Below are 13,275 nucleotides of genomic sequence, written 5' to 3' on the forward strand. Positions count from 1 at the left end.
AACGCCGCGCCGCACCACGCACCCCGCCCCGACTCAGAACTCCTGCCAGACCGCTTCCTCGACACGCACCGGTGCGGAGCGCGGCTGGGTGGGCAGGCGCGCCGGCATCGGCTCCGTCACAGGAGCGGCTTGCAGGCGGCTCACCGCCGCAGCGGCAGGTGCCACTCCGGCCCCTTCATCGCCCAGCCTGAAGAACGCCACATCGCGCATCAGGGCCTCGGCCAGTTCCAGCGTTGCCCGGCTGGCGGCGCTGGCTTCTTCCACCAGCGCCGCGTTCTGCTGGGTGACCTCGTCCAGCGCGGAGACCGCCTGATTGACCTGGTCCACACCGGCCGACTGCTCCACCGAAGCGGCGGCTATCTCGCCGACGAGCCCCGATACGGCGCCCACGTCACTGACCATGCCCGCCAACGAGCGACCCGTCGACTCCACCAGCTCCTTGCCCTGCCCGACTTCGTCACGCGTGCTCGCGATCAGGCGACGGATATCCTTCGCCGCCGCCGCACTGCGCTGCGCCAGCGCACGAACTTCGGCCGCCACGACGGTGAAGCCCCGACCCTGTTCACCCGCACGCGCCGCTTCCACCGCGGCATTGAGCGCGAGCAGGTTCGTCTGAAAGGCGATCTCGTCGATCAGCACGGCCATTTCGCCGATATCGGTGCTCGCCTGCGAAATGCGCCCCATCGCCTCGACCGCCGTGCTGGCGATCGTGTGGCTGGCCTGCGCATCGTTGCGTAGCTTGTCGGCCAGACGCTGGGTATGGCCCGCCGCGTCCGCGTTCTGCTTCACCGTCGCCGCCATCTCCTCCATGGACGCCGCGGTTTCCTCGAGCGACGACGCCTGCTCCTGCGTCCGGTTGGAAAGATCGTCGTTACCGGCGGACATGTCACGCGCGGCGGCATTCACCTGCAGGGCGTTTTCCCGTACGCGACGCACGATCAGCGTCAGCTGCTCGTCCATCGCGGCAAGCGCGCGCAAGGTGTCGCTCAGCTCATCGTTCCCGCTCACCGTCAGCTGGTTGCCGAGCTGGCCATCGCGTATCTGCGAAGCCAGTGCCCGGGCCTCGAGCAACGGTCGCATCACCGCGCGGCGGAGGAAGAAGCCGATGACGGCAATCGCCACGGCGCCGACGACGAGCGCGATCAGCGCCTCGACCGCCGAGCGCTCTCCGTCGGCAACCATGCCGTCGTAGGTCGCCTTGGCCTGCTCGCGGTTGATCGTAACCAGCTGCGCGATGAGATCCGTCTCCTTCTGCAAGGACGGGCCCACCACGGTGAGCATGTTGTGCGTCGCCGCGGCATGGTCGCGTTTGAGCAATTCCAGCTGAGCGTCGACCAGCGGCCGCACGGCACTCCGCGCGGCGATGAAGGCGTCCGCGGCGGCGCGCTCGCGGTCGGTATCCACATGGTCCGGGTAATAACGCTTCCACATTTCATCGCCCTCGGCACGCAGGACCTGAATCCGGGCATGAGCCACATCCGAGGCATCCGGCGCATCCGTGAGCAGCGACCGGTTCAGCGCCGTTCGCTGCTCGTCGATGTGATGGCGAACGTCCGTCACCTCGGCGATCGGCAGCAGCGCCTCGCCGTAAATCCGATGGGCGCCCTGGTCCGCCGCACGAATGCCGCGCAACCCCACGAAGCCAACGACGACGGCGATGCCCACCGACGCGGCGACCGTAGCCAGGATCCTGATTCCGATCTTCATGCCTCACCCCCGTTGTGACGTACGTCACACTTTGCAGGAGTATCGGCCGCTGCCGAATTTACTTAATGCATCGAGCCAGGCGCATGTCCCAGGAGCCCCTCAAGGCGAGATCCCGTGTTTTTCCCCCTCGAGGAAATGCCCGAAGGCCGCCAGTGGCCGGATCCGGTCGCAGACGATCTTGGTGATCGCGAGCATCGGTACGGCGAGAATCGCGCCAGGCACGCCCCACATCCAGTCCCAGAACAACAGGGAGATGATCACCAGCACCGGATTGAGGGTGAACCGGCGCGCCAGCAGCATGGGCGTGATGGTCTCGCCCTCGATCACATGGATCGCTCCGTAAAGAATCATCGGCATGAAGGCCTTCCACAGCGGATCGAGGCTGAGCATGCCCACGCCAAGAAAGGTCACCACGCCGACCAGCGGGCCCAGGATCGGTACGTAGTTGAGCAGGAAGGCCACCGCACCCCACAGCGCCGCATCGGGCAAGCCGAGTGCCCACATGGCCAGGCCTGTGGCAACGCCGACCGCCGCGTTCATCACCGTGATGGTCACCAGATACGACGACACGTCCGATTCGACCTGCTGGGATATATCGATGACCTGACGCTTGTCCTTGAAGCGGGGCATCACCTCGACCAGCCTGCGCAGGAAGGTGTCGCCGGAATTGAGGAGGAAGAACAGGACCAGGAAGGTGGTCAGGAATTCCGAGGTAAAGGTCTGTACGCCGGACAGGATGGCCGACTGGATGTCGGCCGTTCCGGCGGACGCCGGCTGCGCTGGCTGCGCTGGCTGCGCCGGATGACCCTCGTCGCCTGCACCGACCATGCCCCTGGCGTGCGCGAGCATGCCCTTGAGGCTGTCGAGCGGGCCACTGATCACCTTGACCCGCTCCTGCAGGCGAGGCAGACCTTCCGGCAGTCGCTTAGCCCAGTTCGCGGCCGGACCGCTGAGCGCACTGCCGAGCCCGGCGATGATGCCGAACAGCGCAAGGATCATCAGCAGCGACGCGAGCACGCGCGGCACGCGCAGACGGGCCAGCAGACGCATGACCGGCTGCAGCAGCAGTTTCAGGATAAAAGCGAGAACGACCGGAAGGATCACCTCGCGTGCGACGAAGGACGCCGCCAGCACGGCGAGCAGAAAGAGCCCTCCGAGAAAGACCGTCTTCGGGTCACTCGGCAGCGGCATCTCCGCGTCTTCGGTGGCGCTGTCCAGCGCTTTGGAAACCTCGGGTTCGACGGTCGGTTTCGTCTCTGGCACGCTGCTGTTCATGGGTCCCCCTGGGGCATCGGTCGTTTTCGACGCGGAGTGGAGCACGCACGATGAGCGCCCCGCGTGAAAAAGGTCCTCAGGATGCAGCCGTGGCGTAACGCCGGCAATGCTCCAGATAACCGCCTTCATGCGCCTGGACCAGTTCCACGACACTGCGCCATAGCCACGAGGGAGCATCGATGTTGGCCGGGCGGTTACGCGCGAGCTCGCCCAGCCAGGCCTTGCGGCGTTCGCGGGTGAGCTGCCGGGCGTGCGCACGGCCGACGACGTTGCCGAGGTAACGCGCGACCTCCATCGCCTCGCCCTCCTCCATCCGTTCGATGTCGACCTTGAGATCCTGCGGTCTCAGCTCGCGCACGAAGACCGAGCGGCCCTGCACCTTGCCACCGAGCATCCGCTGGCCGAGGTTGGGGGCGAGATGCAGAGCGCCCTCTCGCACCCGCGTCGCGTTATCGCGCGGCATGATCGCTTCCGCGCTGCGCGGCGCGGCGGCGCGCAGCGCTTCCTTGACGTCGACGAGGCAGAGTTCGCCCTTGCCTTCGCCGACGCGCACCAGCAACGCGTAGCGCAGGCGTCCGAGCGAACTGCAGCCCTTGACCCAGTACTTCGCATCGATCAGTTCGATCGCCGCGTCATCGGCGCGATGCACGATCTGCGTGACCAGCGAACGCATGCCTTCCGTGTGCACGAGTGCGCGCAGTTCTTCCAGCTCCTCCTCCGTCACCGGCCAGAAACGACGTCCTTCGGGGATGCGGGGGTGCGACCCGTCGATACGCTCGCGCGCAAGGTCTTTCCACCGCCGCCTCAGCGCCGTCTTCATCACCAGCTTGATCGACGGCGGCCGGTCGACGAGACGGTACTCCTTGCGACCGCTGCCCATCGCCCGCTCGTAGCCGTCGATCAGCTGTTCCACCATGCGCGCGGTGACCACGCCCGGCAGATCCGAACCGCGCGCCGCGGTAGCGAGCGATACCGCGAGACGTACGATGTCGTGCGCGGGATTGCCGATGACCGACTGATCGAGGTCGCGGATCTGGATGTCGATCCCGCCTTGCATATCGGCCACCGGTCCGATGTTGCTGACATGGCAGTCGCCGCAGATCCACAGGTCGGGGCCGCTGGGCAACGTACGTCCGGCTCTCTCCAGCCACTCATAGAACTGCACGGTGTTACCGCGCACGAAGGCGTGCGCCGAGCGCGCCATCTTCAGATTGCGCAGTGATGCGAGACGGGGAGCGCGCTCCTCCGGTGTCTTTGGAACGATCTTCGCCATGCTCGCCTCGTAAGTTCTTGCGCATCGTTTCGATGCGCAACCAACCACGAAGCTTGAACAGCGTCCGGTGAAAACGCCGTTGCAGAAGCGCGCACGTGCGCAAGCTCCTGGAGCGACCGTGCCTAGTGAAGACCGGGCGCGGCGCTCGCACCCGAAGGCAACGCAGCGACCGCGGGCAAGCGCATCGAAATCGTCGCCGCCGCCACGAGCAACACGACCGCGGATGCCACGAAGACGCCGGTCGCACCCGACGCATCGAAGATCACGCCACCTACCGCGGCACCCAGTGTGATCGCGAGCTGCACGGCAGCGACGATCAGGCCACCGCCGCTCTCGGCCTCATCGGGCACGGTCCGCGTGATCCACGTCGTCCAGGCGACCGGCACGCAGCCGAACGCCATGCCCCACAGCGAGACGAGCACGGCATCGGCGACGGGCGCACGACCGAGCGTGACCAGCACCAGCGCCATCGCACCCATCGCGAGCGGCATCAACAGGAGCATGAGCCGCAGATTGCGCTCCAGAAGGAAGCCGGCCAGCGAGGTGCCGACGAAATTGGCGATACCGAAACCCAGCAACATCGCGGACAGGCCGTTGACGCCCACGCCGGTGACCGTTTCGAGGAACGGGCGCAGATAGGTGAAGAACGCGAAGTGCCCGGTGAAGACCAGAATCACCGCGACCATGCCCGTGCGCATCGCGGGACGTTTCATCACCTTGAGCAGCGTACCCATGCGTGCGGCGCCGTTCGACGGCATGCGCGGCAGCGTGAACCACTGCCACACCAGGGCGAACACGCCGATCGCGGTGGCGATCAGAAACACGTTGCGCCAGCCGATCAGATGGCCGAAGTAGCTCCCGAGTGGCGCCGCGGCCACGGTGGCCACGGATACGCCGCTGAAGATGATCGACAGCGCACGCGGCACCATCGCTTCGGGCACGAGCCGCATGGCGGTCGCCGCCGACATCGTCCAGAAACCGCCGATGGCGACACCCAGCAGGACGCGACCGAGCAGCATCACGGTCAGGTTGGGCGCATAGGCGACCAGCAGGTTGGAGCCGATCAGCAGGACCGAGAAGGCGAGTAACACCAGCCGGCGGTCGGTGTTGCGGGTGACCACGGAAATCACCAGGCTGGTGAACAGCGCCACCACGGCGGTCGCCGTGACCGTCTGCCCGGCCATGCCTTCGGTCACGCCGAGCGTGAGCGCCATGGGGGTGAGCAGGCTGGCCGGGAGGAACTCGGCGGTGATCAGTCCGAAGACGCCAAGCGTCATGGCGAAGACCGCTCCCCAGGCGGGAGCCGTCGTTTCCGTCACCGCGTCGGCGGTGTCTGCGCAGGTATCCATGTGGTCGGTATCTTGGTCGGAGAAAACATGAGGTTACCCGGCCAGGTCCGGACGGTATATGATGCATCATCCTCAAAATTTGATCTTTCGTCCGGATCATGACCGCTACGCTCTCTATCCACGACACCGATGCCGCCAGTGAACTCCTGCTGGGCATGCGTCTGGTCGGCGTCAGATACCGCCGGATCGAAGTGGCCCGGCCGTTCGGCATCGCCGTGGACGCCGCACCCGGCAAGGCGCAGTTCTACTTCATCGGCCGTGGCCCCGTGTTGCTGCGCACCGAGGACGGCACGATCTATCCGCTGAAGACGGGCGATGCGCTGCTCATGTCGCAGGGGCGTGCTCATGCGTTGCTCTCGTCCGAAGAGGCGACCACCCGGCATATCGCCACCTTCGACGAAACACCCCTCTGCGACACGGTGAAGGACATCCATCCTGACTGCGTGTTCGCGACACGGGCGGACGGCGCGCTGATCTTCAGCGGCTGCATGGACTTCGAGCTCGGCGGGATGCAACCCATGGTGCACGCCATGCCCGAAGTGATGCAGGTCGGCACCCTGCTCGACCGGTATCCGGAATTGCCACCGATCCTCGCCGCGATGGAACGCGAGTCCGCCGCGAAGCGGAGCGGCTTCGCCGGCATTCTCGCGCGCCTTGCCGATGTCGTCGCGGCGATCATCGTGCGCGGCTGGGTCGAATGCGGCTGCGGCGATGCGGCGGGCTGGCTGCAGGCGCTGCGCGATCCCCGTCTGGGCAAGGCCATCGTCGCCCTGCACCGCGATCCAGGGCGCGCATGGACCGTCGCCGATCTCGCGGCGGAAATGGGAAGTTCGCGCTCGGTGTTCGCGGAGCGCTTTCTCGCGGTGACCGGCATGACCCCGGTGCATTACCTCACCGAGCTGCGGATGCGCCTGGCCGCGCAGTGGATATCCCATGATCGTCAGCCGATCGAATCCGTGGCCTTCCGTCTGGGTTATGGATCGCTGGCCGCGTTCAGCCGGGCGTTCAAACGCGTGGTCGGTTCCGCGCCCGGGGCACTGCGCGCGGGTCGTGCCTGATCCTTCGCGGCCGTTTCATGGCCTGACCGCGATGCTGGGCCATGGGATACCTCGGCTGGATCATTTTCTTTGGCGTGCTACTGGTCGCCACCTCGGCGAGTGCCGGCTTCATAAGACGCAGCCCGATCACCGCGTTCGCCCTCTATCTCGTGGCTGGGGCGGTAGTCGGCCCCGCTTTGCTGGGACTGGCGGCCGTCGCGTTCGATGGGGACAGCACGGCGTGGCTGCGACCCGCCACCGAGATGGGCATGATCGTCTCGCTGTTCATCACCGGTCTGAAGCTGCGTCTGCCGTTCAACGATCCCGGCTGGCGCATGGCGATACGCCTCGCCCTGCCCGGCATGGCGCTGACCGTCGGTGGGCTTTGCCTCGTTGGTCATTTCGCCTTCGGGTGGCCGTGGCCGCTCGCGCTGGCACTCGCCGCCATTCTGTCGCCGACCGACCCGGTGTTGGCCAGTCTGGTCTCCGTCGACGACGCACGTGACGACGATGCGCTGCGTGTCGGGCTCTCCGGCGAAGCCGGCCTCAACGACGGTACCGCGCTGCCCTTCCTCGTCCTCGCACTCGCATGGATGACCGGCGAAATGTCCGACGATGCCGGCTTCTGGCCGCACTGGTTCAGCGTCGAACTTGGCTGGGACTGCGTGGGAGGCATCGGCATCGGTTTTCTCATCGGCTGGGGTCTAGGCCACATCGGCACGCGTCTCCGGCACTTCGCACCGGGCGTGGCACCGAGCGATTTTCTCGCGCTCGGCATCATGGCGCTGGCGTATGCGGGTGCCGAAGCACTGCATAGTTCGGGCTTTCTCGCGGCGTTCGCGGCAGGCGTCGGGCTACGCCGGGTGGAGATGGGCGTCACCCACGGCCATCCACCGGTCGGCAAGGAAGACGATGCGGACGAGGCGCGGCACGAGCACAGCCGCGCGCGGGCGCCGGCCGAGTTGCTCGTCAATCCCAACGAGCGGGCCACGTCCGAAGCGAACCATCCCGCGCAAACCGTCGGCTGGGTCGTCTCCGATGCGCTGTCGTTCGGAGAAACGATGGAACGCCTGATCGGTGCCGCCATGGTGTTTCTGGTCGGCGTGGCGGTGCTTCCGCGCTTCACCGTCGATGGCGTGTTGCTTGCCGTCGCGCTGTTCTTCGTCGTCCGCCCCGCCGCGGTGTGGCTGGTGACGATTCGCTCCGGCGCACCCTGGCAGCGCCGCCTGCTGTTCGGCTGGTTCGGCATTCGCGGCCTGGGCAGCCTCAACTATCTGGCTTACGCGCTCGTGCATGGCCTCGGCGGTGCGCAGGCGCAGACCGCCGCCGCCGCGGTGCTCACGGTGGTGGCGTTGAGCATCGTCGCGCATGGTGCCAGCACGACGCCGTTGATGAACTGGCGCGGTCGCGCGCTCGCTGCACGGGAAGCCTCGGTCTCCGACGTCAGAGACTGACCTTGCCGCCGTAACCGACGAGTTCGAGATAGCCGCGTCCCCCTTCGGTGCGCACGGCGCCTTCCCAGTACACCGGACCTCCCGTGCGACGGGTATCGAGTTCCTGATCGTCGAACAGCGGTCGCAGGGTGAAACGACGTTTGCCGGTCGGGGTGGTGACGACGACATCGGTTTCCACGGGGTAATCCGCACCGGTACGCGGCGAGTGCCAGCGGCGTCGCGGTTCGAAGGCGACATCGCCCGCGCCGAGCACGGTAAGCGTTCCATCCGCGCCGCGCACGCTGCCGCCCGCCCAGACGGCATGGCCTGCTTCATCGCGCACGCGGAAGACGGTGACCGCACTGCCATCGTCCATGTTGAGACCCGCCCAGTCCCAGCCGACCGAACGTGGATCGAGCAGGCTGGACGACCATTCGCGATCGAGCCACGCCTCGCCCTGCACGGCTTCGTTCTTCGTTCCCCGCGACAAGCGTCCGCCGACCTTGAGATGCGGGAGACTGAAGTACGCGCTCGCTTCGCCTGTGCCAGGGCCTTTGCGGCTGTAGCCACGGTCGCCCTGCAGCAAAGCGGGCTGGCCTGGCGTCAGTGTCAGGTCGAGCGTGAAATCCTCGCCGCTCACCTTCGTCGCGAAGCTGCCGCCCGGGTCGCGACGCAGCCGCCAGTCACCGAGCGTCACGTCGGTATCCGCGGTCGACGCTTCGGCGAGACCGAAGCCTTCACGTGCGAGACGCTGCGACTCGACGATGTGTCCCGTCGCGGGATCGGACAGCGCTACGTGTCCGACGATCGCCTGACGCGGCGCGAAGCGACTGGGATTCGCGTCGTCGAACGGAAGCCGCGAGCGAAAGAAGGTGATCTGAAAGCCGACGGGACCGTCCTTCGTTCGCAGCCAGCCGGTGACGTACCACCATTCCGTCCTGAAACCCGGGTGGGCGCCGTGGTCCCGCGGGAGCGCCACCGGCGCGTCCGGCGACACGGGCGTATACGTGACCCGATCGCTCGCCGCGACGTCGACCGCGCCGGTGAGGGTCGTGAGCAACATGGCTGCCAGTCCGAGTACGCGCGCGCGCATCACCAGTCCTCCCGCACGGCACGCACCGCGTCCGTCGAAAGCACGCCCCGCCCCACGACAACCGCCGTACCGGCCGTCGCGACCGCAAGACTTCCGATCACACCGATGAGCAAAGGCCAGGGCAGCAAGGTGTCCATCGTCCAGTGGAACGACTGCGGATTAACCACATGAATGAGCACCTGGCTCATGGCCAGACCCAGCGCTACGCCCGCCACGCCGCCCACCAACCCCAGGAGCGTCCCCTCGATCATCAGCATGCGGGCCAGATCGCCGCGCAGCGCTCCGACATGTCGAAGCATGCCGAACTCTCGGATGCGCGACAGTACCTGCGCGCCGATGGTCGCGGCAACGCCGGCCAGGCCGACGCACACGGCGATGCCTTCGAGCAGATACGTGATGAGAAAGCTGCGGTCGAACGCTTGCAGGGCCTTCGCGCGTATGTCGCGCGGGCTGCTGATCGTGGCCGTGCCGCCGCTCGCGCGGACCACGGCGCGCAAACGCGTCGCCACCTCGTCGACGCTCGTGCCGGGGGACACCATGACGGACACGCCGCTGCGTGTACGGTCGCCCGTCAGTCGCGTGTATGCCGCCTCGTCGATCACGATCGCGCCCTGCTGCCGTGCATAGTCGCGCCAGATGCCGACAACCGTCGCGCGGGGCGATCCCGGCAGGGGCAAGGTGATCGTGTCACCCGGCTGCCAGCGATAAATGCGCGATGCCGGCTCGGAGATCCACACCCGTAACGCTCCCGGGCCCGCCGCGACCTGCGGACCGATGAGGGACAGTCGCCCACCGGGGCCATTCAGCGTCCTGGCCACCAGCGTGACGGCGGGACGCCGCTCGTCGAACTGCAACGGGGTTTCCTTCAGCGTGCCGAGCCAGGCGACGCCGGGTACCGCCCGCAAGCGCGCCTGCATCGTGGCATCGAAGCCGCCACCGGCGCCACCGTCCGCCAGCAGATACACATCGGCCTGCAGGACGTCGCCCAGCCAGTGTTCGACCGATCCGCGGAAACTGGTGACCATCACCGCCATCGCCACGGTCAAGGCGGTGGAGGCGAGAACACCGGCCAGCGCGACGGACGCCTGTGAGGGTGCGCCCCAGAGCCTGGCGGTAGCGAGACGGAACGCCACCGACCGCGAGGGAACCCGGCGCAATGGCGAGACCAGCGCACGGGCCAGCCACGGCATCAGCATGACGCCACCCGCCAGAAGCAACGCCATCGCCACATATCCGAACAGCGCGATGCCGCCCACGGCGGGAAGAAGTGACGCCACCAGCGCGCCGGCCAGCAACACGATGGCGGGCAGCACCCGTGCGCGCACGCGGGGATCCACCGCGTCACCCGCGTTCTTGATCGCGATACCCGGCGAAATGCGCGAGGCGGCGAGCGCCGGCACCATGCTGCCGAGCACCGCCGCGGCGATGCCGAGCAGACCGAAAACGAGCGCGGGCCAGGGCGCGAACACCAGTTGCGGGGCCTGGCCATGGAAGTACCCGCCGCCCAGATCGCCACCGAGCAACCTGAGCGCGAGCTGGGCCAGACCGAGGCCCAGACCGATGCCCGATGCGGCACCGATGACACCCAGCGCAAGCGCTTCCGCCAGGACCTGCACGAGCAACGTCTTCCGCGCCATCCCCAGGACGCGCAGTAAGGCGAGCTGCGGGCGGCGGCGGGCGACCGACAAGGACTGCGCCGAGTAGACGAGAAAGCCACCCGTGAGCAACGCGATCAGCGCCAGCATGTCGAGATTCACGCGATATGCGGCGGAGAGACCATCGTTGCGGACGACGTCGCTCGCCGCGTCGGCGAGGATGGCGTCCGCAGGCAGGACCGCGCGTACCGCCTGCTTCGCCTTCGTCACATCGGCACCGGCGGCGAGATGGACGTCCAGACGCTGGAGGCGCCCCAGCGTGCCGAATCGCCACTGCGCCGCGCCGATATCCATGACCGCATGTGCGCCGTCGTTTGCGCCGCCGGGAAGACTTCCCGCGATCCGCACCGATACCGTGTGACCGTTGGCGACGAGTGTCACCGTGTCGCCCACCTTGTATCCGGCGGACACCATCGCGTCCGATGAGAGGTAGATCGACTCACCGGTCAGCAGCCGGCCGAAGCCACCCGAGTCGACGGCACCGGCCGACTGGCCGGGCGGCGCGGGTCGCAGAAGGTCGATGCCTTCGAGGGTGACAGCGGTCTTTCCGCCGACGGTCCCGGGCAACGACACGACCGGCGACACCGACACGTGCGGTAGCTTCGCGACACGCGGATAGAGCATCTCGTCGAAACCGAACGGGCTGGACGAGCGCACGCTGAAGTCGGCCGCGCCACTCACCGCGTGCACCGCCTTGTCGAACTCGCCGAGCGCCGAGGCGTTGATGAGATGCACCGCGAAACCCAGCGCGACACCAAGCGCGATGGCAAGGACGGCGGAGAACGCGCGCCCGGGGTAAGCGCGCCATTCGCTGCTCAGCAGCCAGCGCCCGACCACCGGCAGGAGCATGCGCTCAGCCATGCGCGATGAGCCCGCGCTGCGACAGCACCAGCGTGCGATCCGCGGCCGCGGCCGCCACGGCCGAATGCGTCACCAGCAGTACGGCGGTGCCGGCGTCGCGCACGCGATCGACAAACAAGGTCAGCGTGCGTGCCGCGGTTTCCGGATCGAGATTCCCCGTGGGCTCGTCCGCAAGGATCAGCCCCGGCCGGTGGACGAGCGCCCGCGCCACCGCGACACGCTGCAGTTCGCCGCCCGAGAGTTCGCGGGGATACGCGCTCCCTCGCCCGCCCAGGCCAACGGCTTCGAGCATAGCGTCCGCGGCGGTCAGCGACTCACGCGCCTCGCGCCCCTGGAGTGCCAGCGGCAGGGCCACGTTATGAGCGAGATCCAGATGCGGCAACACGTGAAACGCCTGGAAGACGAAACCCACCCGATCGCGACGCAAGGCGGTGCGCCCGTCGTCGTCGAGGCTGGCGATATCCACGCCACCGATCATCACTTTCCCTGCATCCGGCGTATCCAGCCCGGCGATCAGATTGAGCAGCGTCGACTTGCCCGCACCCGACTCGCCGGTTACCGCGACAAACTCCCCGGGGGCAAGCGACAGATCCAGCCCGCCGAACAAGCTACGCCCACCCGGCACCGTCTTGACCAGCCCTTCGACCTTCAGCATCCGTGAAACACCCGGGAAAACCTCAGTCTAGCGCGGCCGGGGGTCAACTCAGGGAATGACCCCTCGTTCGCGGAGCGCGGATCACGACCTCGCGCTCGTTGGCACAGGCGGCACGATAGCCGTTCCTCTATCGCCGACGTTCGTCGCGAACAACAGCTTCGTGCTGATCGCAGCGTTGCTCGCGGGACGCGGCATCGGCGGCGTGCAGACGGCGCTCGTGCGCAACGAGCTGGAGAGCGGCGCCCTCGTCCGTGTGCTCGACGAGTTCGGCTACCCTCCCCTCGACGTCCACGTCGTCGTGCCGACGCGCCGGTACGTCACGCGAACGGTAAAGGCTTTGATCACGTGCGTGGAGACGGCAATGGCCGGTCATGCCTCGCTGCGAGCGTCGCTCCGACGGTAGCGAGATCGCGCTGAAGCAGGACGCCCGGGCTCCCAGATCAATTCATAGCATGCTAAGCTTTTCGGATGGGACCTCCCGCCAGACTGCAAATGCAATTCACCACGCTGCTGCCCTCGACCAGCCGGCGCTGGCTGCGGCTGCTTTTTGCGCGGATTCCCGATTTCGACATTACCCCGGCAGGTGTCGTCCCGCTGATCCTGGTCGGACGCGCCGGCGGTGGCATCGCCCAGATCGCGCTGGCCGAACAGCTCGGCGTCGTCGAGCCCTCGCTCGTTCGCACCCTGGCGCGGCTGGATGAACAAGGCCTGCTGAGGCGCGAGCCCGACCCGAACGACCGCCGTGTACGGACCCTCTGGCTGACCGACGTCGGTGAGGCCATGGTGGAGGGACTGGAAAAAAGGCTCGTCGAGATCCGCGCCGAACTCTTCGAGGGCATCTCGACCGACGACCTCAAGGCAGCGCTGCGCGTGCACGAAGCCCTGGTCGACCGCCTCGCCCTGCTCGCGCCCATCCGCCCGGGCAGCTGAGGAACGA

General features: G+C 67.4%; 11 protein-coding genes. 4 read left to right on the forward strand and 7 right to left on the reverse strand.

Going from position 1 to position 13,275, the window contains the following annotated elements; translation table 11 throughout:
* Positions 1–33: 33 nt before the first annotated feature.
* The 4 genes from B5X73_RS00845 to B5X73_RS00860 form a co-directional block, all read right to left on the reverse strand.
* On the reverse strand, positions 34–1,707 hold the full coding sequence (locus B5X73_RS00845; protein ID WP_079519994.1) for a methyl-accepting chemotaxis protein: 1,674 nt from the start codon (positions 1,705–1,707) through the stop codon (positions 34–36).
* A gap of 99 nt (positions 1,708–1,806) precedes the next feature.
* The gene (locus tag B5X73_RS00850) at positions 1,807–2,970 is read right to left on the reverse strand and encodes an AI-2E family transporter (protein WP_217699711.1); all 1,164 of its coding nucleotides are present in this window, start codon (positions 2,968–2,970) and stop codon (positions 1,807–1,809) included.
* Positions 2,971–3,058: 88 nt separating this feature from the next.
* Positions 3,059–4,255, reverse strand: coding sequence for a DUF2252 family protein (locus B5X73_RS00855; RefSeq protein ID WP_079519998.1), 1,197 nt, complete (start codon positions 4,253–4,255; stop codon positions 3,059–3,061).
* A 122-nt stretch (positions 4,256–4,377) separates the two neighbouring features.
* Complete coding sequence (locus B5X73_RS00860) at positions 4,378–5,604, reverse strand: MFS transporter (protein ID WP_079520000.1); 1,227 nt, start codon at positions 5,602–5,604, stop codon at positions 4,378–4,380.
* A 98-nt stretch (positions 5,605–5,702) separates the two neighbouring features.
* Between B5X73_RS00860 and B5X73_RS00865 the strand changes: the two genes are divergently transcribed.
* Positions 5,703–6,662 carry an AraC family transcriptional regulator gene (locus B5X73_RS00865; RefSeq protein ID WP_036112878.1) on the forward strand — a complete coding sequence of 320 codons (960 nt, stop codon included), beginning with the start codon at positions 5,703–5,705 and terminating at the stop codon, positions 6,660–6,662.
* Positions 6,663–6,703: 41 nt separating this feature from the next.
* Positions 6,704–8,095 (forward strand): cation:proton antiporter domain-containing protein, encoded by a 1,392-nt coding sequence (locus tag B5X73_RS00870; RefSeq protein ID WP_079520002.1) that lies wholly within the window; start codon positions 6,704–6,706, stop codon positions 8,093–8,095.
* On the opposite strand, the gene B5X73_RS00875 is transcribed toward B5X73_RS00870, so the two are convergent.
* From B5X73_RS00875 to B5X73_RS00885, 3 genes are read right to left on the reverse strand one after another with little or no spacing between them, the layout of a single operon-like run.
* Positions 8,085–9,167, reverse strand: coding sequence for a lipocalin-like domain-containing protein (locus B5X73_RS00875; RefSeq protein WP_079520004.1), 1,083 nt, complete (start codon positions 9,165–9,167; stop codon positions 8,085–8,087). The two genes, B5X73_RS00870 and B5X73_RS00875, sit on opposite strands and share 11 nt — an antisense overlap.
* The gene (locus B5X73_RS00880) at positions 9,167–11,683 is read right to left on the reverse strand and encodes an FtsX-like permease family protein (protein ID WP_079520006.1); all 2,517 of its coding nucleotides are present in this window, start codon (positions 11,681–11,683) and stop codon (positions 9,167–9,169) included. The genes B5X73_RS00875 and B5X73_RS00880 overlap by 1 nt, the downstream gene beginning before the upstream one ends.
* Entirely contained in the window at positions 11,676–12,338 is a 663-nt protein-coding gene (locus B5X73_RS00885) for an ABC transporter ATP-binding protein (RefSeq protein WP_079520008.1), read from the reverse strand. The genes B5X73_RS00880 and B5X73_RS00885 overlap by 8 nt, the downstream gene beginning before the upstream one ends.
* Before the next feature lie 55 nt (positions 12,339–12,393).
* On the opposite strand from B5X73_RS00885, the gene B5X73_RS00890 reads away from it, so the two are divergent.
* Positions 12,394–12,741 carry a LysR substrate-binding domain-containing protein gene (locus B5X73_RS00890; protein ID WP_079520010.1) on the forward strand — a complete coding sequence of 116 codons (348 nt, stop codon included), beginning with the start codon at positions 12,394–12,396 and terminating at the stop codon, positions 12,739–12,741.
* 89 nt (positions 12,742–12,830) lie between these two features.
* Positions 12,831–13,268, forward strand: a complete 438-nt coding sequence (locus B5X73_RS00895) for a MarR family winged helix-turn-helix transcriptional regulator (protein WP_176167672.1) — start codon at positions 12,831–12,833, stop codon at positions 13,266–13,268.
* The last annotated feature ends 7 nt before the right edge of the window (positions 13,269–13,275 follow it).

It is taken from the genome of Luteibacter sp. 22Crub2.1 (assembly GCF_900167995.1).
Taxonomy (GTDB): domain Bacteria; phylum Pseudomonadota; class Gammaproteobacteria; order Xanthomonadales; family Rhodanobacteraceae; genus Luteibacter; species Luteibacter mycovicinus.